We start from the raw sequence: 25,415 nt of genomic DNA, 5'->3' as shown, positions 1-25,415 counted from the left end.
CCGCGACGCCCGTCGCGGCTATACGGGCTGCTGGCGTTGCAGCGCGGTCGTGCCGCACCGTCAACGGCCCTATCCGATCAGAAGCTCCCACAACGCAGATTCTTGCCGTGCGCCAGCGCATTGCGCTCGCCGTCGTATAGGATCGCTTGGCCGCGCATCACCACCGAGCGCGCTTCGATGCGATAGCGCCGACCGGCCTTGAAGTCGTCATAGCGCAGGCGGATATCGCAGGTCAGCTGCTGTGGCTCGGACATCATCGACGTGCCGCCCCCGCCACTGACTTCGAAGCGCAAGCTCATCTCCAGCTCGTGAGCCCCGGGTGTGACCTGAAAGTAGCGTCCATCACGGACACGCTGGCGATCCAGGCGCTCGGCCATCAGCAGGTCGATGCCCTCTCCCTCGAGGTCGACCCAGGCCATATTCGGATCGGCGGTCGGCAGGGGCGAGGCGCAGGCGCCCAGCAACAGCAGGCTGGCGAGCAATAGGGGTTGGCGCATCGGGGGGCTCCCGTGGGGTGGGTACGAAGCAGGCTGCAGTATCGCGCGAAAGCCGCTGCTGCTTCGCGGTAGGATAGGGTGCCTACCCCACATGACACCGGCCATGCACCAGCATTGCAGCTTCTACCTTGTCGACCTGTTGCGTCGCACGACGGTTCCCCTGTTCGCTCTGCTGCTGACAGGGTGCAGCACACTGGACTACTACGGACAGCTGGCTCGCGGACAGCTGCAATTGTTGCATGCGCGGCAACCGGTACAGGCCCTGATCGACGCTCCCTCGACGGCGCCGCCACTGCGCCAGCGCCTGGCGTTGTCCCAACAGGCACGCAGCTTCGCCACCGAGCGACTGGGCCTGCCGGACAACCGCAGCTATCGACTGTACGCCGATCTGCAACGGCCGTTCGTGGTCTGGAACCTGTTCGCCACCCCGGAGTTTTCCCTGCAGCCGCAACTGCACTGTTTTCCGATCGCGGGCTGCGTGGCCTACCGCGGCTTTTATGAGCAAAACCGTGCTCGCGGTGCGGCCGCGCTGCTCGATGCGCAGGGGCTGGACACTTACCTGGGTGGCGTGGAGGCCTACTCGACCCTGGGCTGGTTCGATGATCCTATCCTCGACACCATGTTGCGTTGGAGTGACGAACGCCTGGTCGCATTGATCTTCCACGAACTCGCTCACCAGCAGTATTACCTGGCGGGCGAGACCGCCTTCAACGAGTCCTACGCCACCTTCGTCGAGCGCGAGGGTTTGCGCCAGTGGCGCGCCGCACGGGGGTTGCCAGCCCCGAGGGAGTTGCCGATCCAGCCGCGCGAGCAGTTCAGCGAGTTGGTGTTGGCCAGTCGTGCGCGCCTTGAAACCCTCTACGCCAGCGACCTCGATGCCGAGGCGATGCGTGCCGGCAAGCAGGCCGAGTTCGACCGCCTGCGCGATGAGTACCGGCAACTGCGTGCCACGCAATGGAAGGGGATTGGCTATTACGATGGCTGGATCAACGGGCCATTGAACAACGCCAAACTGTTGCCCTTCGGCCTTTACGACCGCTGGGTGGCTGCCTTCGACAGCCTGTTCCGCGAGGCTCGGGGCGACTGGCCGACCTTCTATCGCCGGGTGGCCGAGTTGGGGGCATTGCCCGACGCGCAACGGCTTATACAACTGCAAGCGCTGGACGCTGTCCGAGATTAGGGTCCGTTGATGTTTCTGGTGCCACCGCGGCGCAGGCCGTTGCGCCACGGGGCAAGGGCCGTACCCGCTCACGGCGGGTTTGCGGCATTCCCACATCCAGACCCGTATTGATTACACGCAGAGGAAGGTCGTGATGAAAGGATGGATGGCAGTGATGCTTGTACTCGGCCTCATGGGCAGCAACGCCTGGGCCGCGCCCAAATCGTGCGAGGAGCTCAAGCAGGAGATCGAGGTGAAGATCCAGGCGGCGGGCGTGGCCAGCTACACGTTGGAGATCGTGCCCAACGAGGAAGTCGAGGACGACAACATGGTGATCGGCACGTGCGACAACGGCAGTCGCAAGGTGATCTACCAGCGCAACGACCTGACCGGCTCGCGGATGATGTAGCTCAGGCGGCGAAGGCTTGGTGCAATTGCGCCAGCGTCTGGAAGTGGTGGGCCGGGCGCTCGCCGCTCAACTCTTCCAGGCTGCCGAACCCGTAGCCGACCGCGACGGCATCGAGACCGTTTCGATGGGCGCCGATCAGGTCGTGCTTGCGGTCGCCGATCATCAGCGTGTCGGCCCGGTCGAGCCCCTCCTGCTGGAGCAAGTGACCGATCAGTTGCACCTTGTCGGTGCGCGTGCCATCCAGCTCACTGCCGTAGATCGCCTTGAAGTAAAGGCCGAAATCGAAATGGCGGGCGATCTCCGTGGCGAATACCGTGGGTTTGCTGGTGGCGATGTACAAGGTGCGTCCTTGCTCGCGCAGCACCTGCAGGAGTTCGAGCACGCCCTCGAACAGCTGATTCTCGTACAGGCCCACTTCGCGAAAACGCACTCGATAGTGGTTCACCGCATCCCAGGCGCGTGCCTCGCTGAGGCAGTAGGTGTGCATGAAGCACTGCAGCAGTGGCGGGCCGATGAAGTGCTCCAGGGCCTGCAGGTCGGGCTCATGGATATCCAGCTGCGCCAGCGCATATTGCACCGACCGGGTAATGCCCTCGCGCGGGTCGGTGAGGGTGCCGTCGAGGTCGAAGAGAAGGGTGCGCTGCTGCATGGTGTGGATATCCGCTGGCCTGAATCGGCGCGGATTGTCCCGCACCGCAAGCCGCTCAAGCAACTCAGGCCGACGTCGGCCTATAGACCCAGCGCAGGCTCAGGCGCGTCAGTGGCCAGAGCAGCGCCAGCAGCACAAGCCCGAACAGCAGCACCAGCGCCAGGGCTACGAACTCCGAGCCGGCATACAGAGCCACCAACAGCACGACGCACAGCACGGTCGCCACGACCAACCAGATCGCCATGCACAGCAGCACGCTTGCCAGCAGACGACCGACGGCCAGGCGCGGCAACTGCGGCGGCAGCGCGCCGCGGGCGGCGAGCAGGGCGATCAGCCCGTACAAGAGTCCGGAAGCACTGCTGACAGCCTGCAGCCACTCCATGCCATAGGGATCGATGACGCCGATCGGCAGCAGCGTGAGCAGTTTCATGTAGATCACGCAGAACAGCAGGCCGAAGGCCAGCGCAGTCTCGCCGCGGCTGACCAGGCCCAGCCCGGTTTCGACCTCGCCCGTACGGCGCATCAGGTGCAGGCTCAGCCACAGTGGCAACAACGTCGCCAGTACGAAGGAAACGAGGTTCAACGGTTGCAGCAGTAGAGTGGGGGATATCCCGTGGTCGCCTTCGTAGATCCATGCAATCAACTCAGTCACCAGCAGCCTGAAGAACAGGCTGACCAGCACGAAGGCCACGAAGTAGAAGCCGACGAAGAGCGCGATGAGACGACCTGGGCGGGTGACGTTGACCAGGTTGTGGCGCTGCAGGTAATAGCGGGTCAGCAGCAGCGCACTGCAGCCATCGATTGCCAGCGCGCCGAGCCAATAGGTCGCCAGCTGCCACAGATCGTCCAAGTAGGCTTGCAGGTATCCGGGCTCCAGAGTCAGCCACATGATGACCCAGGAAATCATCTGGCCCGCTGCACAGCAGAGCATCGCCGTGATCAACAGGCCCATGGGCAGCCCGCACGGCTGTCTGGCCTCGCTCGCGGGGTCGACCTGAGCAATGGCGTAAGGGTTGCTGTGCATGGGGCGATTCCTTTCGGGGCAGGTCTTTCAATGCCGGCAGGATATACCGGCGCAGCGTGCGTTGCTGTGATGGTTCTACGGTTCGCCAGACAAGAGCGCCCATGAGGTATTCGCACGGGTCATGGGGCTGCATTTTCCCGATGCGAAACCTGTCACTGCCGGTCGGCTTACAGTTTTGAAACATTTTGTTTCATTTGTTCGGGCTGGGGGCGCCGGGTTTTCCCGGGCTCATCCGTCTTGGGTGGTAAGAGCTGGATATTTCTCGCTCTTCACGAGTTGCACGGCGCCTGCACGGGCGCATTGCGTCTTTCACCTCGCACCTCACCCGGGCGTGTCGAGCTGCCTTCGTTTGCCTGAGCGCGAGTGCAGGTTCGGTTGACGTCGGGGATGGTTATTGGATGCTCAGGCAGAGGTCGGGCCCGTCATGACGTTTTTCCCTTTTCCCATTCGCCTGCGCTGGCTGCTCGGCACGGTCGCGCTCGTGCCGGTCATCGCTTTGGCCTGGTTCAACGGCGAGCCGACGCCAGCCTATGAAACCGCCGTGGTTGGCCGAGGCGATGTGGAAGCCACGGTAGTCGCCATCGGCACGCTGCAGCCGCGTTATTCGGTGGATGTCGGGGCACAGGTGTCCGGGCAGATCGTGCGCTTGCACGTGGAGCCGGGTGACCAGGTGAAAAAGGGCCAACTGCTCGCCGAAATAGACGCCAGCCTGCACGAAGCCACGGTGGAGGCCGATCGTGCGGCACTGCAGGGCTTGCGCGCGCAACTGGAAGAGCAGCAGGCGCAGCTGCTGCTGGCGCGCCAGCAGCACGAGCGGCAAACCCACCTGGCCAGGCTTGATGCCACCCGCGAAGAAGATGTTCAGACTGCCGCCGCGGATTACAAATCGGCCAGGGCGCGGCTCGACAACCTGCGTGCGAAGATCGTCGAAAGCCAGGCGCTGCTCAAGCGCAACGAGGCGCAACTGAGCTACACGCGCATCTACGCGCCCATCGCCGGCTCGGTGCTGGGTGTCGATGTGAAGGAGGGACAGACCCTCAACGCCACCTACCAGACGCCCACGGTGATGCGCATTGCCAATCTGCGCAGCATGACCGGCTGGACGCGCGTGTCCGAAGCCGATATCCGCCGGGTCAAGGCGGGCATGCCGCTGTATTTCACCACCCTTGGCGTCGACGAGCGCCGTTGGCACAGCACGGTGCGCCAGGTGCTGCCCGCGCCACCGGTGACCGCTACCGCGCAGGGCGAATCGACCAGCAGCGCCGCCGAACCGGAAAAAGTGGTGCAGTACACCGTGTTGTTCGAGGTGGATAACAGCGACGGCGAGCTGATGGCGCAGATGACTGCCCAGGTGGTGTTCGTCACGGCCTCGGCGAAGAATGTGCTCACTGCGCCTCTGGATGCCTTGCAGGGCAGGCCGGGCCATTACCAGGTGCGTATCCTGGGTGACGATCAGCGCCCGCAACTGCGCTCGGTGAACGTCGGTGCGCGGGATCGCCAGGTAGCGGAAATCCTCGATGGCCTGCAGGAAGGCGAGCGCCTGGTGACCGGCGATGCGCAGCCGGAGGCGGGCATGTCGAGGTTCCAGTGGTAGCTGCGCTGATCGAACTGCAAGGCATCAGGCGCAGCTTCGGCGGCGAGAGCGGTGCGCCGGCCGTCGACGTGCTGCGCGGCATCAGCCTGTCGATCCAGGCCGGGGAGTTCGTTGCCATCGTCGGCACGTCCGGCTCCGGTAAGTCGACGTTGATGAACCTGCTCGGCTGCCTGGATCGCCCCAGCGCCGGCAGCTATCGCTTCGCCGGCGAGGACGTGGCAGCTTTCGACGCCGACCAGTTGGCCTGGCTTCGCCGCGAGGCGTTCGGGTTCGTGTTCCAGGGCTACCACCTGATCGCCACCGAGTCCGCGCGGGAGAATGTCGAGGTGCCTGCCATCTACGCCGGCATGCCGTCCGACCAGCGTCGTGAGCGGGCGTCTGCGCTGCTGCGCCGGCTGGGCCTGGACGAACGCCTCGAGCACCGGCCGGCGCAGTTGTCCGGCGGCCAGCAGCAACGCGTGTCGATCGCCCGTGCGCTGATGAATGGAGGGCGCATCATCCTCGCCGACGAACCCACCGGCGCGCTGGACAGCCGCAGTGGCGAGGAGGTCATGGCGCTGTTGCACGAGCTGGCCGATGCCGGGCACACCATCATCCTGATCACCCATGACCGCGACGTCGCCGCCCAGGCGCGGCGGGTGATCGAGATCCGCGACGGGCAGATCATCAGTGACAGTGGCGCCCTGGTGCCGAGCAATGCGCTGCCAGCCCCGGACATGCGGCAAGCCGGGCGTGCCAGTGGCGCATCCTTCTTCAGTGAGTTTGGCGAAATGCTGCGGGGGGCCTGGCGTGTGCTGTTGATCCACCGCTTTCGTACGGCGCTGACCCTGCTGGGTATAGTCATTGGCGTTGCTTCGGTGATCGTCATGCTGGCCGTGGGGGAGGGGGCAAAGCAGAAGGTGGTGGCGGAAATGGGCGTGATGGGAGCCAACATGATGTACGTGTCCAGCGATGTGCCGCGTACGGGCGGCCCCACCGGGGTGCTCACCGCCGATGATTTCGATGCCATCGGCCAGCTGCGCGAGGTGTCGCGGGTGATGCCCATACTGCGCGACCCGGCGTTGATCCGGCATGGCCAGCAGGCCGTGCAGAGCGAGGTGTTGGGCGTGGGCGAGCACCTGCCGCAGATCCATCGCTGGCCGGTGGCCCGCGGTCGCTTCTTCAGCGCTGCGGAGAACCATGAGATCGCGGCGGTGGCGGTGCTCGGCCATCAGGTCTACCAGAGTCTGTTCCCCGAGGGCGATGATCCGCTGGGGGCGATCATCCTGATAAACAGCTCGCCATTCGAAGTGATCGGTGTGATGAGCGAGAAAGGCAGTGACGCCGGTGGCAACTACCCGGATGAGCAAGTGCTGGTGCCGCACCGTACCGGGGTGGTGCGGGTTTTCCCAAAGTTGCGCGACGAGAGCTACGGTGGTGTCGAAGTGATGCGCAGCGAGCTGGTGGGCCGTGCCCAGGCCTCACTCGAGGAGCTGCTGCTGCAGCGACACGGGCGCCAGGATTTTCGCGTCTACAACTCGGCCGCCAAGCTGCAGGCCGAGGCCGAGACACGGCAGAGCATGACGTTGATGCTCGGCCTGATCGCTGCCGTGTCGCTGCTGGTTGGCGGTATAGGGGTGATGAACGTGATGTTGATGACGGTGCGCGAGCGCACCCGTGAGATCGGTATCCGCATGGCCACGGGCGCCCGGCAGCGCGACATCCTGCGGCAGTTTCTCACCGAGTCGGTGCTGGTCACGCTGGTGGGTGGCAGCGTCGGCGTGATCACCGGGTTGCTGTTCGGCGCCCTGCTGATCGCCTGGAACGTGCCGCTGGTGTTCTCGCTGTCGGCCATGTTGTTGGCATTCGTCTGTTCGGTGGGCACCGGCCTGGTGTTCGGTTACCTGCCGGCGAAAACCGCCGCCCAGCTCGACCCCGTGGTGGCGTTGGCACAATGACGGGACTGTTGATGAGGTCGTTACCTGGCCTGCTGGCCGCGCTGCTCGTCGCCGGTTGCAGCGGCACGCCCGATACGCCGCCGGATCTGCCTGCCGCGCCGGAACGCTGGCGTAATGCCTTGCCGGCACAGGCCAGGCCGGCCAACGACTGGTGGCGCATGTTCGCCAGCCGTGAGCTGGACGGCCTGATGCGTCAGGCCGAGGCGGGCAACCAGGACCTGGCCGGCGCCGTCGCGCGACTGCGTCAGGCGCAGGCGAGCGCTCGCTTGGCCGGCGCCGACCTGCTGCCGCACCTCGATGGCAAGCTCGATGCCGGGCGCGAAGCGCGCCTGGGCGGCGATCCGGAGGTCGATGGCAACAGCTACAGCGCCAGCCTCGCGGCCAGCTACGAGGTCGACCTGTGGGGACGCCTGAGTGCCACCCGCGACAGTGCGCGTTTCGCTGCCGAGGCCAGCCGCTTCGACCGCGATACGCTGTGGGTCACGCTCAGCGCGGCGCTGGCGTCGGCGTGGCTGGATAGCGTCGGCCTGCAGGAGCGTCGGCGTATCGCCCGGCTCAACCTGGCGAATGCCGAACGGGTGCTGCAAACCGTCGCCGCGCGCCAAAGCGCCGGGGCCGCCACCTCGCTGGAGCTGGCCCAGCAGCGCGGTGTGGTGGCGCTGCAGCGCCGCGAATTGGCGTCCATCGGCCAGCAGTACGAGGACAGCCTGGCGGCGCTGGCGCTGTTGCTCGGGCAACGGGTCGACGAGCTGGCGCTGGCGCGCACCGGCTTGTTCGAGTTGCCCCAGCCGCAATTGGGGGCGGGGATTCCCAGCGAGCTGCTGCTGGCGCGCCCTGACCTCGCCCTGGCCGAGGCCAACCTGCGGGCGGCCGATGCCGACCTGCAAGCGGCCCGTGCCGCCCTGCTGCCGCGCCTCAGCCTGAGCGCCGAGGTGGGCGGGAGCGCGCCGCGTACCTCGCGTGTATTCAGCGACCCGCTGTATTCCCTGGCCGCCGCCCTGGCCGCGCCGATCTTCGACGGGGGCGCCCTGCGTGCCGAACGCGACATCGCGCAGGCCAAGCGTGAAGAGCTGCTGGCCGCTTACCGCGGCGCGTTGATCGCGGCGTTCGCCGATGTCGAGGTGGCGCTCAACGGCATCGCCGGCGTCCAGGCCCAGCAGCAGGCTCAGGACGAGGTGCTGGAACAGGCCGAGCGCGCCTTCCGGCTCGCCGAGTCACGCTACCGCGCGGGTGCGGAAACCCTGTTGGTGCTGCTCGATACCCAGCGCAGCCTGTACAGCGCCCAGGACGAAGCGGCGCAATTGCGCCTGCAACGCCTGCAGGCCAGCGTCGCCCTGGCCCGGGCCCTGGGAGGCGGCTGGGTGCCCGACAAGCGGGGCTAGGTGGGTCTAGTGCCGGCGGCGCAGATCGACCGGCGTCGCGTCCGTGGCGAATCCAGGGCATGCCGCGAGTTGGTTGCGCGCCGAGGGCGGGGTGCCCACGATGGACGTTGCCTGGCGAATACGCGGTTCAAACGCCGGTCGTGTCTGCCGGCAGGCCGGCGAAAAATCAGGTGGAGGGTGGTGGACGCCAGTCGGCCCCGGCGGGCCGCACCAGTGTCAGCAGACCCATGGCGGCGGAGAGGACCAGCAGGTATTCGAAGAAGCGAAACGGAATCACGATCCAATTGCTCACCTCGCCGACGATGCCACCGTAGCTGTCGACGAATCTGAACGCGTAATTCACCCCGGTACTGCCACCGCCGTGGCTGATGATTTCCTTGGTCTGCAACGCTGCGCCCGGCGGCGCGAACAGCCACTCCAGCGGCTGGTTGTACAGCGGGTTGCCGCGGCTGTCGAAACACATGCCGATGAAGGCCATGAAGACGATCAGCAACGCGGCTGCTTCCGGCTTGCGCCAACTCAGACGACCCTTCCAGGCCAGCGCCAGGAAGCCCAGCATGACGGCGGCGCTGGCCACCCCATCGATGAAGACGACGCCCGTGAAGAACCAATAGAGGATCACACCGAGCAGGCCGAAGCCGGCGATCACGGCACTGGCGATGGCGAAGATGGAGAGGACTTTCACGAGGCTGGAGCGGGGCGGTGGCGTTGTCATGACGTCATCCTAACGCAATGCGCGCAGGCGAGCCCAGCGGCTGCCCCTGCGCAGGCCATCAGGTGCAGTCGGTATGCAGTCGGTGGCTGCCGCATTGCGCGCAGCGGAACAGGTAGCCGGTCGGGCTGCCATCGGTGCTGAGCGCGCGCACGTAACCTGGCGGCAACCCATCGAGGTCGTCGGCCAGTTCGGCGCGCAGCGGCTCGATCCCAGCGTGGTCGACGTAATCGAGGAACTGGCAGGGCTGGCCACAGTGCAGCAGCCAGGCGCCCTGTTGCCAGGCAAGATAGCCCGGGGTGCGCTCGCAGACCTCGTCGAGCAGCGCCAGATCCAGGCTCGCAGAGGGGGCGGCGGGATCCGGCTGGCAGCCTTCGATGGACAGGTCGTCGTTGAACTGGCCTTGCCAGCGTTGCGCGGCGCTGCCGTCGGCGACGCACCAGGGGCACAGGTAGGCCGGTTTCTGCCGCGCATAGAAGGGGCCTTCGTAGCGCCATTCACGAGGAGTGTCGCAGCACGAGCAGATACCCGCCTGCTGGCTGAACAGGCCGAGCCGGTAGGCATTGGGATGCAGGCGGAAGACGGGGAGATCGGCACTCATGGCGCAGTGCTCCAGGCTGTCGACGGGCGGGCGTTGGGGGCATCGGCTGGCGGGGTCATCGGTGTCTTTCCAGGGTGGCGAGTAGGGCCATATAGCCCTCGAAGTGATCGCAGGCCTCGTCCAGCTGCCAGGTCGGCTTGTCGGCGACGAAGGCGTGCCAGGCCGGTAGGTGGCGAGCCAGCCGGTGTTCCCGGCGTTGCCGGTCGAGGTGGGCGAGGGCCGCCATGGCATGCTGCTGGTCGAAGTACAGGTGCGGCTGGCTCAGGTAGTGGTCGAGATAGCGGTCCAGATAGTCCGCGGCGTCTGCGCTGGCGAAACGGGCGAGGGCCACGCAATAGGCGAAGCCTGCGTAGCACAGGTCGCTGCGCAACAGCAGCCGGCCGATCAGCGACTCCAACTGCGGGCAGGGAATCAGGGCGGCGAGGTGGGCGCCGACGTAGCGCGGGCGCCAGTCGACCTGCTGCAGCAGATGCCCGGCGAGCTCCTCGTCGGCGGCGTGCAGGTGCTGCTCCAGGTGGGCGCGGGCTTTCGCCGAATGCAGGCCGAAGTACAGCGGCACCACCCAGCGCTCGCGGAGCGCCGGGTCCAGGGGCTCGCTGCAACAGGGTACCCTGAGCTCGGCGAAGGGGCTGGCATGGCGAATGGTGGCGCCCGCCACATGCTCCTGGGGGCTCGGGGGCGCCAGGTGCCTCGGCGTGCCCGCGGCCGGTTGCGCGCCGGTGAGGTTCGAGCCGGCGTCGTCCGCGCTGCACGGTTGATCGGACGCTGTGTTCATCTGCTCTCCACGGTTGGTGCCGAACCCGGTGCGTTGACAGGTGTCAGGTGAAACCCCGATGGTAACCGATGAAACCCGTACGGATCAGGATGATGAGATTTTTCATGGCCAAGCGTAAACGCAAGACCTTGCCGAAGGACTTCGCTCAACGGCTCGAACAGGCTTCGCTGGACGAGTTGATTGCCCTGTTCGAGGCCAGCGAGCTGGAGGCCACCGGTGGCTATAGCAAAAGCACGGCGCTGGGCTTCTACAATTGCCCCGACGCCCTGGCCCGCTGGCTGGTGGAGCAGGGTGCGGACATCGATGCCCGCGATACCTACCAGCGCACGCCGTTGCACCATCGCAGTTCGAGCTGGATCGGCGGTGTCGATCTGTTGCTGGACCTGGGCGCCGATATCGAGGCGCAGGACTACCAAGGCGATACGCCGCTGCATGCCGCCGCCAAGAGCCACAAGCCCGATGCTCTCGCCGCCCTGGTTCGCCGTGGCGCGAACGTCCATGCCACGAGTCGGCAGGGGCATGACGTGCTGCACGTGGCCCTGGCCAGCACCCGCAACGCCGACATCGAGGCCACTGCGAAAATCGCCCAGACCCTGCTGGACGCCGGCGTGCAGGTCAAGGACGGGATGCTGGCCGAGGTACAGCGCATCGGTCGTGAGTTCGAGTTCCATCGCGGCGCATTCAACCCGGACTATCTGCAGGCGACCGACGCTGCCCTGACCCGTCTGTATCGCCTGTTCGGCGTCAGCCCTGCCGCGGCACGCAAGGTGCACGACGGCAAGGCTGCCATCGTCGTCCCTGCTGGTCCCTGGCATGTCCAGCACCAGCAGCTCTGGGAGCTGTTGGTGCCCTCCTCCGGCGCGGCGGCAACGGTACAGGGCGAGGTGATCCGTATCAGTGGGCGTATTTCCCGCGAGATCCACCACAACGGCTCAGCCAACTGGGACGGGGATTTCAAGAGCATGTTGAGCGCCCTGGTCAGCTACCTGGGCAGTGCCGCACCTCTGCCGGCCACCGAACTGGCTGAAGCCCGGGTGCTGGCCGTCGCATTGCGCAGCGGGGACGATGACGCCGAGCGCACTGATCGGCTCAGCGCCTTGGCCGTGCAGTGGGTCACCGCCAACCCGCAGCCCGTGTCGCTGCCGGCACCTGCCTACCGCAGGTGATACCGGGTCCCGCCGCATCGCCACTCGAGGATGTCGATGCGGCTGTGGGGATTGGCCTCAGAACTCGCGCACCTCGTCCATGGCGGCGTCGATCGCCGCGCGATCCACGGGCAGCGCCTCGCCCCCGAACAGCTCGATGCGCGTCTCATCCACGGCATCCATGATGCCCATCAGGGCCACGTAGATGGCTTAAAACGGCGAAGACATCTCCGGGAACGGGTGGCATGAGGGTGAGACTCCTGGGGCGGCGAGAAGCGCCGGACAGTTTAAGAACCTGTTCGCGATCTTTATACGATACGTTGGCGGCGAGGACCGCAGGCTGGTGGGTGATAGCAGCCCGCGGCCAGGTTCGTGGGAGCGCGCCATGCGCCCGAGATTGCCGGTGCTCTAGGGGCTTGTTGGCGTGTCAGCGCGAATCGCGTTGCTGCGAGAAACCTCCCCAGACCGGTGGCTTTCAGTGCGCCGACACCCTACGAGCGGCCCGCGAGCAGGCGGTTCAAGCGTTGCGTCAGTGGCGCGCGCGCCTTGCGGGTCTTGAACACGCCGGGTACGTGCAGCAGCATCCCCGCCCAGCGATAGGCCTGGGGCTTGCGGTCGACCGACGACAGGTAGTCGCGCAGGTCCAGGGCCGACTCGCGGTGGTAGGCCCAGAGCAGGTGGTTCTTGTAGTCCACGGCGTAATACGCCTCGCCTGGCCAATCCAGATGGTGGCGGGCGCGCAGGCCGCATGGGCCACAGACCAGGGCGCCGAGCGTGTGACCGTAGTGTTGGCGCAGGTAGCGTGAGTGGCACCAGTCCGCCGCCTGGTACCCCTCGGGCAGATCGTGCAGCGCCTGCCGCGGGTCGCCATGCAGCCCCTGGAAATACAGGGCCATGTGCTGGAAATGGCCGTCGCGGCCGGGGCGCAGTTGGTACTCGAGGGCCGAGTGAGCCTGGAACAGCGGCACCTCCAGCTTGCGCCGTATCAATCGCGCCTCGGCGAACTCGAACGAGGCTTCTCGACGGCAACGGGGGCAGCGTATCGCCAACTGGTAGGGCATCGGGTTCCATTCGTAGAGGCCGGTCACGGGCGCTTCTCGATCAGTTGCGCGTAGGCCTCGGCTTCCAGCTCGCCACAGGGCGATATCTCCGTGCCCGCTTCGTTGAACAGTCGTACGTGCTGCTGTTCGCCGCCCACCGCCGCCTCGCCGTCGAGGCCCAGCAGCAGGGTGTAGAGGGTATCGCCGAGGACCTGGTCGAGCAGTTCCAGCAACAGCCCCATCTGCTCCGACGACAGCCCCAGCGCCTGGAGTTTCGCCGTGGCCGTTCTGCCGCTGTCAGGCTGCAGCAGGCTCAGCAGCTGCGCGGTCCTCTCTCGCTGCCAACCGGCTACCAGGCGCCCGGCATCCAGCGCCTCGTGTCCCTCGGGCAGCGCAAAGTGCAGGCCGCCGATCAGGTCGCGCTCGGCGAAGGTCGCCGCCCAGGTCGGGGTCGGTTCCCCCTCGTGCACCCGCAGCACGGCATCCTCGCCTCTGCGCTGCCAGGCGATATGAAAGCCCTCGGCGAGTAGTTCGCTGGCCCGTTGCAGCAGTTCGTCTGCGTCGAGGTCGTGGGCCGCCAGGCATTCGACGCCGCAGTAGTGCACCAGGCGCCAGCGACGAGGGGCCTGCTGCAGGTGCCAGTCGCCGAGGGCCGCGAGGCGTTCGTCCCTGGTCATGGCAAGCGTGGGCTGTCGTCGAAGTGGTTGGTAGCCTCGAGCGTGGTCGCCCCGTAGGCGAGGAGCAGGCGCTCGCCCTGGCGTTGCAGGCGAACCTCGCAGGTACCCCGTTCGGCAAACAGCAGCACACCGCCATAGACCGTTTCCGGCCCCAGGTCGCCGGCCGGGACCTGCTCGCCAGCGCCGACATACAGACAGCCCGAGGCGATGCGCAGGCGCGCCATCAGGGCGTCGGCCGGTGCGGCATCGACGCCGCGGTGGATCTCCACGGCGTGGCTACCGTCGCGGCCCAGGTCGACGAACAGTACGTTGCCGGCGTTGATCTCGGCGAGCGCGTCGTCGGCGATCGACCACCAGTCCGCGGTATCGGTGATGCGATGGGCCAGAGCGGCGGGATCGAAGATCGCCAGGGTGGCGGTATCGGTGCTGAAGGTCGTGTGGGCGTAAGTGTCGCTCATGTTCGTGCGTCCTGGGGGGGCCGCCGAGGTACCAGGCCCTATCGAGTGGGTTCAGAGCTGTATGGCCCTGGCGCACAGGCGCTCGGCCAGGGCGGTGTGCCCGGCCTCTGCGGCCTTGTCCAGCGGCGAGCCGTCATAGGCCATCATTTTACCCTTGAATTTCACCGCGACGCTGAAGTCCGCACCGTGGGCCAGCAACAGGTCGATGATCTGCTCATGGCCCATCAGGCAGACCCAGAACAGCAGTTCAGACTTGGGCTTGATCAGGCTCTGCACGTCGGCGCCCAGCTCCAGCAGGTAGGCGGCGATGCGTGTGTTGCCGCGCCAGCAGGCGTCATGCAGGGCCTGGGTGTACTGGATTGGGTCGATACCCTGGGCCACCAGCATCTGCGCGGCCTCAAGGTGCCCGCCTTCGAGGTTGGTGGTGAAGCTGAGCAGGCCGCTCTTGAGGCTGTCCCGCAGGTTGACGTCCACGCCGTGGGCCAGCAATAGCGCGATGATCCGGGGGTGGCCGCCCGTGCAGGCGAAATGGATCGGCTGCAGGCCGTTCGGCCCCTTGCTGTGCGGATCCGCGCCAGCGTCGAGCAGCGCCTGTACCACGTCCTGGTGACCCAGGCCGGCAGCCAGGGACAGCGCCGACTGGCGGGCGACGTCCTTGATCTCCAGGTCGGCGCCGGCGGCGATCAGCGGCTGCACCAGCCCCAGGTCGCCCATGCGGCTGGCGATATGCAGGGGTGTGCCGTGGTAGGGCAGTTGGTAATCGGTGAGCTTCTTGTCGATGGCGGCGGGCGTTGCGGTGGCCAGCAACTGTACAAGCAGTGCGCTGTCCTGTGCATGGCAGGCTATGTGCAGGCTGTGTCTGGCGGCCGTGGGCATGGGCGTGTCCTCGTCGAATCGGGTCGTGGCGTTGAATGCTGGTAGCACGTTCCACCGCGGTTTGGGGCGTGCTGCGCAGCGATGGCGTCGTCGTCCGCACTCGAACAGAACAACAGGGTAATTCATCACCGGCCTCGCTGCCTCATTCGTACAGCTTGCCGCAATAGAGAAAGGCCGCGAAGCGCTGCCAGGGGTTGGCTTCGGCCAGGTTCTGGCGATCACCGAATTCGCTGTCTTCGGCCCAGGCCAGGGCACCCTCGAGGAAGTCTGCAAGGCTGCTGTTGGCCCAGTCGCTTGGTGCGCCCGCGCGCTCCAGGTCGCTGGCGGCGTGGCGGTCTTGCAGCAGAGCCCTGACAAACACCAGAAAGCTCTGCTGGTCATGCACCGCCTGCAAGCGTTCGTGCAGATCCATCGGGTTCACAGCCATTCGCTTCGCTACTCACTCAGTGGCGGATGGACGCTCAGGTCGCTTCGCCGTAGCGATTCCTGAACCACGCATCGATGGCATGCTGAATGTCGGGGCATGCCCGGTTGGCCTCTTCGACGATGCTGGCGCCCGTTGCCGGACAGGTCAGGCCGAACTCGACGTGCAGCCAGGCGCGCAGATTTTCTGCCGAGCCTGGATTATCGGGTGGCTGGTTCAGGTCGGCGAAGCCCAACTCGTCGTAGCCGATGCCGAACAGGAGCAGAAAGTCCTCGAAGTTCTTCGCCAGCACCCGGTTGTCACTCGCTTCCGAATCCAGATGAACCACCGGTGCCTGCCGCGCGTCGGTGTCGCCGAGCAGCCAGAAGGCGATCAGCGAACCATCCGGGCCGGCGCCGAAGCAGGCGAACTGGGCCGCCATGGCGGCGTCGCCATCGAACCAGGCGAGCAGGCCACCGTAGTCGTCGGGCCTGAGGCGCATGCAGCCGCTGATGGGATAATCGCTTCGATCCAGATAGTCGCAGATTCGGCGCAGCGCATCGGGGAGCACGACGCCTGCGGGAACGCTGGCCTGGATACGCTGGAAGCGAGTCATGTCAGCAATTGCTATCCATCAATGTGATTTATCGGAGGCTTACTGCACCAGTCAGACGACCGTGCGAGTCACGTCATGAAGTCCGTTTTGGTTTGTGACCATTTTCGGTCGTTGCAACCCTAGAGCTTCGGCTGCTGTGGAACAAGATCCTGCAGCTCCGGCCGTGGGTAGGTGCGGAATTCGTCAGCCCATTTGTCCGGGGATGGAATTATCTCGAACGCAGGTAGTTCGTCGTAGATGAAATCGAATTTGAAGTTGCCGTCAGGAGTAAGTGTGAACGTAGCGGTGTACCAGGCGTGCCCGTTTTCATGGAGGGCTGCCATTTTGGTACGTAGCTCATGGAATGCGTCGCTTGCCTCGTCTTCGATGGTGAAGTAAACCGGCTTTCGATTTTCGGGCAGGTAGTGGCCGATTTCCTCGGCAAAGAGCGTGATGGTCAGAAGAGAGTACTGGGCCTGAATCCAGCCATCATCTGGCAGCGCGTCGTATACACCTTGGGCGATAGTTTGTTGGAGCTGTTGTATTTCAGGGGTCATGTCATGAACCTGTCGGGTTTCTGATAGTGCGTGTTCTGGTGACGTCACCAATGGTTTCAACAATCTTGAATTTACTGGCTCGCATAGTGGTGTCGGTATACACCGGACTGATTTTAACATGCACATCTTTACCGGCCGCCAGCTCGCTAGCCCAGCGTTTCTCCATCTGACCCCACTCACCTGCGTGATAGTTGTTGATGTCCTTGTGCATGGGGGTCAGATTGCCTTTGCCGCCGTGTCCGCCGAACTGTGAGCCGATGAGGTGTCCGCCTTGGTCATCAGCGATGCGGCCATCGTTCTTGCCGACAGTACGCTGGGCGTACGGGTTGCGTTCGGCCTTTTTCAGTGCCAGCTTGCCCTCGACGGAGCTGATACGGCCTTCGGCGTCGGTGGTGTATTTGTAGCCATTGAGCTCATAGCTGTCATTTGGCTTGAGCCTTCGTTTCTTGATCTGTACACCCTGTCTGGCGCCGTCTGATCCTTTACCTACATCCGATGTAGCATCGGCTGCTCGTGCGCTTTCGCTGGCGGTTCCTGCGGTTTTACCTGCCTGCGCAGCACCCTTGGCACCCCGGGCGGTGTCCGCTATGGCGCCAACTGCCTCGATTCCGCGCACCGCCTTGCCCGCTCTACTCGCCCCCTTCACCACCACGCTGCCGGGTATCAACATCGATAGGAAAGAGCCGCCTTGTTGCGCATCGCTGTTCAGTTCGAACAGATCCTCGGCGTAGCCCGCGTTCATCATCTTGCTGGCCTCACTGGCCAGTTCGTTGGCCCTGGCCAGGTCACCGGCTTGGTGAGCGGCAAGGGCGGCTTTTTCCATGGCCTGGGCGCGTAGCGCGATAGGCGGGATACCCGCCGCCGAGCTGTATTTGCTGGCCATCACCCCCAGGTTCCAGAGATCCGTAGGCAAATTGCCGATGCCCTTGAGTATGCCAACGCCGGTATCCAGCGGGTCGTCGGCACTCGCCTCGGCGATGCGTTTGGTGCTGCTCCAGGCGCCGGAGCCGAAGTCCTTGGTCTTCTCCCACAGCGAGCGCTCGTCGGCTTCTGCATCGAGCAGCGCCTGCAGTTCCGGGTTGGCCTCCTCGGCGGTTTTTTCGGCCTGGGTATCCGCGCCGCGCTGGGTGGTGACGACCTTGCCCAAGGCACCACCGACGCCGGCGCCATTGCAATTGACCAGGCAGGCGCTGTCCTGGCGCACCAGCGGGATGCCGTTGACCTTGACGTCGTCCTGGCCGCTGAGAAACTTGACGTAGCCGCCGCCGAGCGAAGTGCCGGCCACCACGTGGGAACCGGCATCGCCCTGAACACCCTTGTGCAGGTCGCCGACGCGATACACCGGCACGCCCTGGGCTTTCACGTCCGGTGAGGACTGGGTCTGATTGCCGATGGTGGCGAAGCTGTCGAAGGGCACCACGGCATTGCCGACCTTGCAGAAGTCCGGTACCGAGCAGACGGCTTTCCATTCATGGCTGTCGTTGGCGGCGTGGCGGGCGTTGCCCCACAGGTCATCGCCTTCCTCGGCCGCTCGCGACTGCGCCAGTTCCCCTTCCTTGTAGGTACCATCCTCGAAACGCTGCTTGACGCGTTGCGCGGTCTCGTCGAAGGCCTGGCGGTTACCGTCCCACTCGTGGCTGTCCCGGGCGAACAACGCGTCCGCGTTGTCGATTACCTGGTTCGCTTGAGCCAGGCTGTCGATGCCATAGTCCGACCGGAACAGGTCGGTGGAGTTGACGACTATCGGATCCAGGACGGTAAAGTCGCTCATGTCCGGTCATCTCGTCCTGATGAGACGTCCAGCGTGCCGATCGCCAGCCGCCGCCAGGCTTCGCCGCGCTCGAAGGTGCCGCGCCAGATCAGCGAGACGTGCCGGGCATCCAGGTCGATGGCCACGGTGTCGAGCACCAGCGGCCCTTGTCGGGTACGGCCGTGGAACGGGGTCAGCGACACCAGCGCCAGGATCCCGGGCAGACGGAAATGCGTCAGGCCCTCAGGCAGCATGCCGAGCAGGGAGATGAATTCGTCGCCGGCCAGGTAGCCGGGCTGGATCAGCCCGGGCGGCGCAGCCTGGTAGAAACGTTCGTCGAAGTCGTCGGGCAGCAGGGGATAGCGCTCGCGCTGCCAGTGCTCGTCGTAGGTGCCGGCGTATTGCAGGCGTGCCTGGCTCCAGCGGGCGAGGGGGGCGAAGCCTTGTGGCGGCAGCGCGTCATGGGGGCTGGTGATGGGCGCATCGACGTCCTCGATCTGTGGCGCCGGCAGCTCGCTTACGTCCTCTAGCCATTGGCGTATCTGCGTCTGGGCCTCGGGCGAAACGGCCCTCAGGTCAGCCTCGCCGGGAAGCCAACCGCAGCCTGCCGGATTATCCGGGTTGTACACCCGCTCCACCTGGTTCTCTTCGCCTGCCATCACGCTGTAGCAGCCACCGAAGGCATAGCGGTAGTCGAGGGTCACCTGGTTGACGGGCTCAGCGCTGCTCAGGCGCCATTCCTGCCCGTGCCGTTCGAAGCGCCGCGGGCCATGCAGTTGCAGCAGCTTGCGCCGTGTGCCGACGCGAATGCCGGCCACCCAGCCAGGCTGAGCGACACCGCCTTCGCTGCGCGCGGTACCCGTGACGTAGATGTCGCTGGCCGGTTTGAACAGCGTCAGGTCGCCTTCGCGGCGCAGCACGCTTTGCAGGGGGTTGGCTTCGGGATGACCACCGTATTCGTCGGCATAGACGATGGGGGCCTGCACATCGGCTCGCGGCAGTGGACGGTAGCCACCGCTCAGCGCGAAGGTACCACGCAGCACCAGTACGTCGTAAACGACGCCGCCAGGGCCGGTCTTCTCGAACCAGGCATGGGGGAAGCCACTGCGATTATCGATCTGCACGCTGTGTCCGTTCGCTATGAATCAAGATTCGCCGGGTGTCGATTGCACGGATGGAATGATCGATACGCTGTGCAGGCACTCGGGGTTGTTCTGCTTGAACGCGAAGCGCAGTTGGCCCCAGGGGCGTGCGCTTTCCCAAACGCTCGTCTCGTGCGGTGAGCGGCCACGCGGAGCCGAGACCAGAAGCAGCTCACCATACTGCGCTTCTATGTCATGGCGGCCTATGCAGGCACCAGCCAGAAACAGGCCGATGGTGCTCTGGCGCGCCGCATGCTCCTTGTTGAGCACCGTGAAACCCGTCTGTGCGATGCGCACGTTGCCTTGCAGGACAACCTCTCCGCCAATCCAGCGGGTGCGGTGCTCATCCTGCTTGTCCAACTGCAAGGTGCTGCCCAGCGTCCGCTCGATCGTGGCCTTGGTCAGCGGCCCTTGCTGCGCCAGTTGCTCGATGGTTTGCCAGAGCGTGAAAGAGGCTTGGTTCATCCGTTGGTTCTCGTTCGCTGTTGAACAGGCTGCCGTGCTCGCCACGAGCAGGTAGGCAAAGAGCCTGAAAAAGGGCCGCTTAATCGTCGACGTTATCGTCATACCAGCTGCCGTAGTAATCGTTGTACGTGACGAACTTGCCGTCGACCTTGACCGATGAGGTTTCGCTGCCCCACACCTGGCCGACGGCCCTGCGGGCTGCAGCGTTATCGCCGCTGCTGACGAGCTGGTCGTAGGCTGCGTTGTAGGCCGCATGGTTGGCTGCCGAACCATTGATGCTGATGTCCGGGCCGCCGTTGGCGATGATCTCTCGCTGTACCTTGATGTTGTTCAGCACCGCAGCGCCCTCGTCTTGCAGGGCACCGCTGACGTAGGCAGCCTTGGAAGAAAGGTTTTCCTCGTAGGGGTGGGTGGCATGGCCCACCTCGTGAGCCAACAGTTGGGTCACCGTGGCGGGCGAGCCACGCATGTCGCCGTCGATGACGATCCGGCTCACGTCACCTTCCTGACTCACGTACGTGCCTGCGCCTGCAGGGCCGTATTCGATATCCCAGCCTTGCTCCTGCAGCGAGCGCAGATCCTCCTGCAGCGCGGGTGACTGGGCGGCAATGCGATCCACTGCGCTGCCGAGGCCGGTGGTAACGGCTGCAGGCGTATCGGCCGCCGCGGGTGCATTGCTCCTCAACGAGAGGCTGCCCTGTGCTTCGGCGCCCGGGCGCTTGTCATTACCCTGGGCGCTCGGTGCGCCCTGCGAGCCGAGGCCGCGCAGAACGCCAGTGACCGCTGCCAGCGCGCCCACCTGCGAGCCGGGCTCCGCCTTGCCGCTGTGTTCTGGCGCTGGCTGTGCGGTGCCCGAGTTGAGCAGGATATCGGAGGGGGCGTCGGCGTGCAGGTACTCCTGCGCCTTGAAGTGGATGTCCTTGGCGCTGAGGTAGATGGCATCCGGTGTCAGGGTCAGCTGCGAGCTGCCGACCTTGAACTCGATCTTGTCGCCGGCCGAGACGGCCCAGGTCTTGCCGACGAAATCGGTGCGGTTCAGGCCCACTGCCGAGAACATCGCCATGCCGATGTTGCGGTTATAGCCCAGGCCGACGTTGGTCATCTTGGCCATGCCGATGCTCTCGACCTTGAAGCGGCCGATGTTGACTGTCTTGTTGTGGCCAATGCTGTAGCGCTCGTTGCGGGCGATCTTCTTGGTGCGGTTGGCGCCGACATCGACGGTCTCGTTGCGGCCGATGGACTTGCTGCGGTCGCGGCCGATGGCGTGGGTCTCGTCCAGCTCGACGACGATGTCCTGATTGCGTTCGGCATGGATGTACAACTGCTCTTCGCCCTTCTTGTCCTCCATGCGGATTTCATTGAACTGAGCAGGCGTGCCACCCTTGCTGGAGCGGCTCTTGATACCGCTCTGCGTGGCGTTGGCAGGCAGCTCGTAAGGCACGGTCTGTTCGGCGTTGTAGATGCGGCCGGTGATGATGGGCCGATCGGGGTCGCCCTCTAGGAAGCTGACGATGACTTCCTGGCCGATACGCGGAATCTGGATAGAGCCCCAGTTCTTGCCGGCCCAGTTCTGCGAGACGCGGATCCAGCAGGAGCTGTTCTCGTTGGACTGGTCGTGACGATCCCAGTAGAAGTGCACCTTCACCCGGCCGAACTGATCGGTCCAGATTTCCTCCCCTTGTGGGCCTACCACCATGGCCGTCTGCGGCCCCTGCACGATCGGCTGGACGGTCAGCGGCAGCGGGCGGAACACCTGGCTGGCATCGATGCAGTCGAGGCGGCTGTCGAACTGCAACGGTTCGTCGCTGGTATTGTTCTCGAAGGCTTCCTGAACGATCTGGTAGTCGGCACTGACCGTCAGGTATTCGCGGTTCTGATCGGCGCGTGGGTAGCCGGTCATGCTGAACAGGTGGCCGGCTCCGATCCCCCGCGCGTTGCTGCGAAACTGCACGCGCTCGTACTGGGTATGGATGGCCTCGATGCGATTGCGCGCGTATTGCTCGCCGTCCTTGCTCTGTACGTATTCACCGGGATAGTCGAACAGTGGGTGCCCGGCGTTGCTATGCGGGCGCGAGACGATCGAGCGCACTTCCAGGCGCGCGCTGGGGCGTTGGAAGTCGTAGTCGTTGAGTTCCAGCGAACCTGACTGCACTTCTTGGTTGAGGTGCCAGTCGTAGATGTGGTCGCGCTCGCGCATCTGATCTTCCAGCGGGAAGTAGGGCACGCTGGCGTAGCCGGGAGCGGCCCGGTGGGCGCCATAGGCGTCGCACAGTACCAGTACGTGGCGGGCCTGCTCGTGGCGGAAGTAGTAGTAGATGCCTTCCTGCTCGAGCAGCCGGCTGACGAAGTCGAGGCTGGTTTCGCGGTATTGCACGCAGTATTCCCACTCCCGGTAGGAGCGGGTGAGGGCGTCTTCGAAATCGGAGAAACCCAGGTCGCGGAAGACCTGCTTGACGATATCGGGCACCGTCTTGTTCTGGAAAATGCGGCAGTCCGAGGTGCGCGACAGCAGCCATAGCCAGGGCTTGAGGCTGACCCGGTAGCTGGCGAACTGACCGCTGCCAGCCGCCTGGCTGCAGCGCGCAGCGATGCCGTGGAAGTAGCGGTCGCTGCCGTCGGCCAGTTGCAGGGTCAGCCCCATCGGCTTGCCCAGCAGGGCATCGAGTGGCAGCGCATGATCTTCGGCGATCAGCGCCAGCTCGTAGGCGAAGGGGCGGCTGAGCTCGTCCCGGCCCTCCATTCGTCGCAGCACCAGCACGTCACCACCCAGCGGGGTGGTGACGATTGCCATGCGTGCATCCTGAGTGATTGCCATCTAGCGTCCTCTACCGCGGCGAGCGCCGCTGATGCTCACTGCGTTCGTTCGAAGTTGTAATGCAGCTCGTTGTTCTGCTGCGTTACCTGCACCCCGCTCAGCGGTTTGCCTTCGAGCAGGCGGGTCAGGAACTCGCGGCTCATGTCCGGCAGCATGCTGTTGGTCAGGATGGCGTCGATCTGCCGACCGCCACTCTCGTTCTCGGTGCAGCGCGAGACCACCAGATCGATCACGCTGTCATCGTAATCGAACGGCACCTTGTGGGTGCTTTCGATGCGCTTCTTGATGCGCTCGAGTTGCAGGCGAGTGATGGCCTTGAGCATGTCATCGGAGAGCGGGTAGTAGGGGATGGTCACCAGGCGGCCGAGCAGGGCCGGCGGGAAGATCTGCAACAGGGGGTCGCGCAGTGCCTTGGCGATGCCTTCGGGTTCGGGCATCAGCTCCGGGTCGCTGCACAGCCCGGCGATCAGCTCGGTACCGGCGTTGGTGGTGAGCAGGATCAGGGTGTTCTTGAAGTCGATCTGACGGCCTTCGCCATCTTCCATCACGCCCTTGTCGAACACCTGGAAGAAGATCTCGTGCACGTCCGGGTGGGCTTTCTCCACCTCGTCGAGCAGCACCACGCTATAGGGCTTGCGACGTACCGCTTCGGTCAGCACGCCACCTTCGCCGTAGCCGATGTAGCCCGGTGGCGCGCCCTTGAGGGTGGACACCGTGTGCGCTTCCTGGAACTCGCTCATGTTGATGGTGATGACGTTCTGCTCGCCGCCGTAGAGGGCTTCGGCCAGGGCCAGGGCGGTTTCGGTCTTGCCCACGCCGGAGGTGCCCGCGAGCATGAACACGCCGATCGGCTTGTTGGGGTTGTCCAGGCCGGCACGGGAGGTCTGGATACGCTTGGCGATCATCTCCAGGGCGTGGTCCTGGCCGATGATGCGCTTCTTCAGGTGCTGGTCGAGCTTGAGGATGGTTTCCAGCTCGTTGCGTGCCATGCGCCCGACCGGGATGCCCGTCCAGTCGGCGACCACCGAGGCGACCGCCTGGTAATCCACGGTCGGCAGGATCAGGGGCGCCTCGCCCTGCAGGGCACTGAGACGCTGCTGCAGGTCGGCGAGGGTCTCGCGCAGTGCAGTGCGTTGCTCGTCGTTCAGGGCCGGCTGTTCGGCGCCTGCCTCCCGGCTGGTGTCGTCCAGCGGCTCGGCAGCGGCGCGCAAGCGGGCACGGGTGGCCAGCAGCTCGTCTACCAGGGCCTTCTCGTCGGCCCAGCGGGTTTCCAGGGTGACCAGGCGCAGGCGTTCTTCGGCCAGCGCCGTATCGACGTCCAGCAGGCGGCTGCCGATGGTGACGCCAATGGCCTGTTCACGGCCGATGATCGCGCGCTCGGTCTCCAGGGACTCGATGCGCCGACGGCTGTCGTCCACTTCGGCGGGCACGGCGTGCAGGCTGATGGCTACGCGGGCGCAGGCGGTGTCGAGCAGGCTGACCGACTTGTCCGGCAACTGACGGGCCGGAATGTAGCGGTGCGACAGCTTGACGGCAGCCTCCAGCGCTTCGTCGAGGATCTGCACCTGATGGTGTTTTTCCATGGTCGAGGCGACGCCGCGCATCATCAGGATCGCACGGTGCTCGGAGGGTTCGTCCACCTGCACGACCTGGAAGCGGCGGGTCAGCGCAGGGTCCTTCTCGATGTGTTTCTTGTATTCCGCCCAGGTGGTGGCGGCCACGGTACGCAGGGTGCCGCGGGCCAGCGCCGGCTTGAGCAGGTTGGCGGCATCGCCGGTACCGGCCGCGCCACCGGCGCCGACCAGGGTGTGGGCTTCGTCGATGAACAGGATGATCGGCTTGGGTGAGCTCTGTACGTCCTCGATGACCTGCCGCAGGCGCTGTTCGAACTCGCCCTTCATGCTTGCGCCCGCCTGCAGCAGGCCGACGTCCAGGCTACGCAGCTCGACGTCCTTGAGGCTTGGCGGGACGTCGCCGGCGACGATACGCAAGGCGAAACCTTCGACCACCGCGGTCTTGCCCACCCCGGCCTCGCCAGTGAGGATCGGGTTGTTCTGACGGCGACGCATGAGGATGTCGACCAGCTGGCGAATCTCGTCGTCGCGCCCGACGATGGGGTCGAGCTTGCCGCTGCGCGCCTGTTCGGTGAGGTCGACGGTGAAGCGCTTGAGCGCCTCCTGTTTGCCCATCGCGCTGGGCGCGATGGCGCCACTGGCTTCGCCCGGCACCGCACCGGCATCGAAACCGTCGGTGGCGCTCAGGGCATTCTCCGGCGAGGCACCGACGATCTCGTCGAAGCGTTCGGTGAGGGTCTCGACCTTGACCTTGTCGAACTCGCGAGAGATGGCCAGCAAGGCATTGCGCAGGCTCGGTGTCTTGAGAATGCCGACCACCAGATAGCCGGTGCGTACCTGGTTTTCGCCGAACATCAGGCTGCCGTAGACCCAGCCGCGCTCGACCGCTTCCTCGACGTGGGAGGACAGGTCGGTGATCGATGTGGAGCCGCGCGGCAGGCGATCCAGGGCTTCGGTGATGTCCTTGGCCAGGCGGCCCGGCTCGATGCTGAACTGACGCACGATCTGGTGCAGGTCGGAATCCTGCAACTGCAGGATCTGATGCAGCCAGTGGCTCAGCTCGACGTAGGGGTTGCCACGCAGCTTGCAAAATACGGTGGCGGCTTCGATGGCCTTGTAGGCGACGCTGTTCAACTTGCCGAACAGCGCGGCGCGACTGATTTCACCCATTTTTTCGTC

23 protein-coding genes and 1 pseudogene are annotated in these 25,415 nt (G+C 65.2%); 6 read left to right on the top strand and 18 right to left on the bottom strand.

The genetic code is table 11. The features are described 5' to 3' along the window. Nucleotides 1-77 precede the first annotated feature (77 nt). Nucleotides 78-497 (bottom strand): PA0061/PA0062 family lipoprotein, encoded by a 420-nt coding sequence (locus BLR94_RS04580; RefSeq protein WP_084303594.1) that lies wholly within the window; start codon nucleotides 495-497, stop codon nucleotides 78-80. 103 nt (nucleotides 498-600) lie between these two features. On the opposite strand from BLR94_RS04580, the gene BLR94_RS04575 reads away from it, so the two are divergent. Next, on the top strand, nucleotides 601-1,677 hold the full coding sequence (locus tag BLR94_RS04575; RefSeq protein WP_084303593.1) for an aminopeptidase: 1,077 nt from the start codon (nucleotides 601-603) through the stop codon (nucleotides 1,675-1,677). A 145-nt stretch (nucleotides 1,678-1,822) separates the two neighbouring features. After that, on the top strand, nucleotides 1,823-2,065 hold the full coding sequence (locus tag BLR94_RS04570; protein ID WP_420492666.1) for a DUF1161 domain-containing protein: 243 nt from the start codon (nucleotides 1,823-1,825) through the stop codon (nucleotides 2,063-2,065). Between the two features lies 1 nt (nucleotide 2,066). Here the strand turns inward: BLR94_RS04570 and BLR94_RS04565 are convergent, their stop codons facing one another. Next, the gene (locus tag BLR94_RS04565) at nucleotides 2,067-2,714 is read right to left on the bottom strand and encodes an HAD family hydrolase (protein ID WP_084303591.1); all 648 of its coding nucleotides are present in this window, start codon (nucleotides 2,712-2,714) and stop codon (nucleotides 2,067-2,069) included. A gap of 64 nt (nucleotides 2,715-2,778) precedes the next feature. Then, a complete protein-coding gene (locus tag BLR94_RS04560; RefSeq protein ID WP_084303590.1) occupies nucleotides 2,779-3,738 on the bottom strand; it encodes a hypothetical protein in 960 nt (319 codons plus the stop codon). Between the two features lie 424 nt (nucleotides 3,739-4,162). Here BLR94_RS04560 and BLR94_RS04555 point away from each other — a divergent pair, with 424 nt between their 5' ends. From BLR94_RS04555 to BLR94_RS04545, 3 genes are read left to right on the top strand one after another with little or no spacing between them, the layout of a single operon-like run. Continuing rightward, nucleotides 4,163-5,332, top strand: coding sequence for an efflux RND transporter periplasmic adaptor subunit (locus BLR94_RS04555; protein WP_084303589.1), 1,170 nt, complete (start codon nucleotides 4,163-4,165; stop codon nucleotides 5,330-5,332). Next, nucleotides 5,326-7,269, top strand: a complete 1,944-nt coding sequence (locus tag BLR94_RS04550; protein WP_084303588.1) for a MacB family efflux pump subunit — start codon at nucleotides 5,326-5,328, stop codon at nucleotides 7,267-7,269. The genes BLR94_RS04555 and BLR94_RS04550 overlap by 7 nt, the downstream gene beginning before the upstream one ends. Before the next feature lie 11 nt (nucleotides 7,270-7,280). Then, on the top strand, nucleotides 7,281-8,651 hold the full coding sequence (locus BLR94_RS04545) for an efflux transporter outer membrane subunit (RefSeq protein ID WP_139207413.1): 1,371 nt from the start codon (nucleotides 7,281-7,283) through the stop codon (nucleotides 8,649-8,651). 166 nt (nucleotides 8,652-8,817) lie between these two features. Here BLR94_RS04545 and BLR94_RS04540 read toward each other — a convergent pair whose 3' ends face one another. The 3 genes from BLR94_RS04540 to BLR94_RS04530 are packed head-to-tail and all read right to left on the bottom strand — an operon-like array spanning nucleotide 8,818 to nucleotide 10,739. Next, the gene (locus BLR94_RS04540) at nucleotides 8,818-9,366 is read right to left on the bottom strand and encodes a hypothetical protein (protein WP_084303586.1); all 549 of its coding nucleotides are present in this window, start codon (nucleotides 9,364-9,366) and stop codon (nucleotides 8,818-8,820) included. Nucleotides 9,367-9,424: 58 nt separating this feature from the next. Then, nucleotides 9,425-9,964 carry a CbrC family protein gene (locus BLR94_RS04535; RefSeq protein ID WP_084303585.1) on the bottom strand — a complete coding sequence of 180 codons (540 nt, stop codon included), beginning with the start codon at nucleotides 9,962-9,964 and terminating at the stop codon, nucleotides 9,425-9,427. A gap of 55 nt (nucleotides 9,965-10,019) precedes the next feature. Beyond that, nucleotides 10,020-10,739 (bottom strand): DUF6000 family protein, encoded by a 720-nt coding sequence (locus BLR94_RS04530; RefSeq protein WP_084303584.1) that lies wholly within the window; start codon nucleotides 10,737-10,739, stop codon nucleotides 10,020-10,022. A gap of 104 nt (nucleotides 10,740-10,843) precedes the next feature. Between BLR94_RS04530 and BLR94_RS04525 the strand changes: the two genes are divergently transcribed. Further along, nucleotides 10,844-11,905 (top strand): ankyrin repeat domain-containing protein, encoded by a 1,062-nt coding sequence (locus BLR94_RS04525; protein ID WP_244158079.1) that lies wholly within the window; start codon nucleotides 10,844-10,846, stop codon nucleotides 11,903-11,905. A gap of 470 nt (nucleotides 11,906-12,375) precedes the next feature. Here BLR94_RS04525 and BLR94_RS04520 read toward each other — a convergent pair whose 3' ends face one another. The 12 genes and pseudogenes from BLR94_RS04520 to tssH form a co-directional block, all read right to left on the bottom strand. After that, entirely contained in the window at nucleotides 12,376-12,972 is a 597-nt protein-coding gene (locus BLR94_RS04520; protein WP_084303582.1) for a hypothetical protein, read from the bottom strand. After that, on the bottom strand, nucleotides 12,969-13,601 hold the full coding sequence (locus BLR94_RS04515; RefSeq protein WP_084303581.1) for a hypothetical protein: 633 nt from the start codon (nucleotides 13,599-13,601) through the stop codon (nucleotides 12,969-12,971). Before BLR94_RS04515 ends, BLR94_RS04520 begins: the two co-directional genes overlap by 4 nt. Next, entirely contained in the window at nucleotides 13,598-14,059 is a 462-nt protein-coding gene (locus BLR94_RS04510) for a DUF6386 family protein (RefSeq protein WP_084303580.1), read from the bottom strand. The genes BLR94_RS04515 and BLR94_RS04510 overlap by 4 nt, the downstream gene beginning before the upstream one ends. A gap of 51 nt (nucleotides 14,060-14,110) precedes the next feature. Next, nucleotides 14,111-14,935: an ankyrin repeat domain-containing protein gene (locus BLR94_RS04505; RefSeq protein WP_167359714.1), complete on the bottom strand. Its 825-nt coding sequence runs from the start codon at nucleotides 14,933-14,935 to the stop codon at nucleotides 14,111-14,113. Between the two features lie 142 nt (nucleotides 14,936-15,077). Beyond that, entirely contained in the window at nucleotides 15,078-15,362 is a 285-nt protein-coding gene (locus tag BLR94_RS04500) for a DUF7660 family protein (RefSeq protein ID WP_244158078.1), read from the bottom strand. 34 nt (nucleotides 15,363-15,396) lie between these two features. Further along, entirely contained in the window at nucleotides 15,397-15,954 is a 558-nt protein-coding gene (locus BLR94_RS04495; protein ID WP_084303578.1) for a hypothetical protein, read from the bottom strand. A 119-nt stretch (nucleotides 15,955-16,073) separates the two neighbouring features. After that, complete coding sequence (locus BLR94_RS04490; protein ID WP_084303577.1) at nucleotides 16,074-16,490, bottom strand: immunity protein YezG family protein; 417 nt, start codon at nucleotides 16,488-16,490, stop codon at nucleotides 16,074-16,076. A gap of 1 nt (nucleotide 16,491) precedes the next feature. Then, nucleotides 16,492-18,261 (bottom strand): DNA/RNA non-specific endonuclease, encoded by a 1,770-nt coding sequence (locus BLR94_RS04485; protein WP_084303576.1) that lies wholly within the window; start codon nucleotides 18,259-18,261, stop codon nucleotides 16,492-16,494. Next, nucleotides 18,258-19,364 carry a DUF2169 family type VI secretion system accessory protein gene (locus tag BLR94_RS04480; protein WP_167359713.1) on the bottom strand — a complete coding sequence of 369 codons (1,107 nt, stop codon included), beginning with the start codon at nucleotides 19,362-19,364 and terminating at the stop codon, nucleotides 18,258-18,260. The genes BLR94_RS04485 and BLR94_RS04480 overlap by 4 nt, the downstream gene beginning before the upstream one ends. 21 nt (nucleotides 19,365-19,385) lie before the next feature. Then, nucleotides 19,386-19,949: a hypothetical protein gene (locus BLR94_RS04475; protein ID WP_139207411.1), complete on the bottom strand. Its 564-nt coding sequence runs from the start codon at nucleotides 19,947-19,949 to the stop codon at nucleotides 19,386-19,388. 865 nt (nucleotides 19,950-20,814) lie between these two features. Next, nucleotides 20,815-22,662 (bottom strand): annotated as a pseudogene (locus BLR94_RS27895) (type VI secretion system Vgr family protein); the annotation flags it as partial. Between the two features lie 35 nt (nucleotides 22,663-22,697). Then, entirely contained in the window at nucleotides 22,698-25,406 is a 2,709-nt protein-coding gene (gene tssH / locus BLR94_RS04465) for a type VI secretion system ATPase TssH (protein WP_084303572.1), read from the bottom strand. Nucleotides 25,407-25,415: the final 9 nt, after the last annotated feature.

Origin of the sequence: Phytopseudomonas flavescens (assembly GCF_900100535.1) — a bacterium.
GTDB classification, from domain to species: domain Bacteria; phylum Pseudomonadota; class Gammaproteobacteria; order Pseudomonadales; family Pseudomonadaceae; genus Aquipseudomonas; species Aquipseudomonas flavescens.
Note: the sequence above shows the minus strand (reverse complement) of the source record. Positions and strands in the feature narration are given on the sequence as shown.

What these genes read in the sequence shown, in the direction of transcription:
- BLR94_RS04510 (WP_084303580.1), bottom strand. Translation starts at nt 14,059, where the DNA reads ATGAGCGACACTTACGCCCACACGACCTTCAGCACCGATACCGCCACC.
- BLR94_RS04565 (WP_084303591.1), bottom strand. Translation starts at nt 2,714, where the DNA reads ATGCAGCAGCGCACCCTTCTCTTCGACCTCGACGGCACCCTCACCGAC.
- BLR94_RS04495 (WP_084303578.1), bottom strand. Translation starts at nt 15,954, where the DNA reads ATGACTCGCTTCCAGCGTATCCAGGCCAGCGTTCCCGCAGGCGTCGTG.
- BLR94_RS04575 (WP_084303593.1), top strand. Translation starts at nt 601, where the DNA reads ATGCACCAGCATTGCAGCTTCTACCTTGTCGACCTGTTGCGTCGCACG.
- BLR94_RS04530 (WP_084303584.1), bottom strand. Translation starts at nt 10,739, where the DNA reads ATGAACACAGCGTCCGATCAACCGTGCAGCGCGGACGACGCCGGCTCG.
- BLR94_RS04515 (WP_084303581.1), bottom strand. Translation starts at nt 13,601, where the DNA reads ATGACCAGGGACGAACGCCTCGCGGCCCTCGGCGACTGGCACCTGCAG.
- BLR94_RS04475 (WP_139207411.1), bottom strand. Translation starts at nt 19,949, where the DNA reads ATGACGATAACGTCGACGATTAAGCGGCCCTTTTTCAGGCTCTTTGCC.
- BLR94_RS04525 (WP_244158079.1), top strand. Translation starts at nt 10,844, where the DNA reads ATGGCCAAGCGTAAACGCAAGACCTTGCCGAAGGACTTCGCTCAACGG.
- BLR94_RS04555 (WP_084303589.1), top strand. Translation starts at nt 4,163, where the DNA reads ATGACGTTTTTCCCTTTTCCCATTCGCCTGCGCTGGCTGCTCGGCACG.
- BLR94_RS04570 (WP_420492666.1), top strand. Translation starts at nt 1,823, where the DNA reads ATGGCAGTGATGCTTGTACTCGGCCTCATGGGCAGCAACGCCTGGGCC.
- BLR94_RS04485 (WP_084303576.1), bottom strand. Translation starts at nt 18,261, where the DNA reads ATGAGCGACTTTACCGTCCTGGATCCGATAGTCGTCAACTCCACCGAC.
- BLR94_RS04500 (WP_244158078.1), bottom strand. Translation starts at nt 15,362, where the DNA reads ATGGCTGTGAACCCGATGGATCTGCACGAACGCTTGCAGGCGGTGCAT.
- BLR94_RS04545 (WP_139207413.1), top strand. Translation starts at nt 7,281, where the DNA reads ATGAGGTCGTTACCTGGCCTGCTGGCCGCGCTGCTCGTCGCCGGTTGC.
- BLR94_RS04535 (WP_084303585.1), bottom strand. Translation starts at nt 9,964, where the DNA reads ATGAGTGCCGATCTCCCCGTCTTCCGCCTGCATCCCAATGCCTACCGG.
- BLR94_RS04560 (WP_084303590.1), bottom strand. Translation starts at nt 3,738, where the DNA reads ATGCACAGCAACCCTTACGCCATTGCTCAGGTCGACCCCGCGAGCGAG.
- BLR94_RS04540 (WP_084303586.1), bottom strand. Translation starts at nt 9,366, where the DNA reads ATGACAACGCCACCGCCCCGCTCCAGCCTCGTGAAAGTCCTCTCCATC.
- BLR94_RS04580 (WP_084303594.1), bottom strand. Translation starts at nt 497, where the DNA reads ATGCGCCAACCCCTATTGCTCGCCAGCCTGCTGTTGCTGGGCGCCTGC.
- BLR94_RS04490 (WP_084303577.1), bottom strand. Translation starts at nt 16,490, where the DNA reads ATGACCCCTGAAATACAACAGCTCCAACAAACTATCGCCCAAGGTGTA.
- BLR94_RS04505 (WP_167359714.1), bottom strand. Translation starts at nt 14,935, where the DNA reads ATGCCCACGGCCGCCAGACACAGCCTGCACATAGCCTGCCATGCACAG.
- tssH (WP_084303572.1), bottom strand. Translation starts at nt 25,406, where the DNA reads ATGGGTGAAATCAGTCGCGCCGCGCTGTTCGGCAAGTTGAACAGCGTC.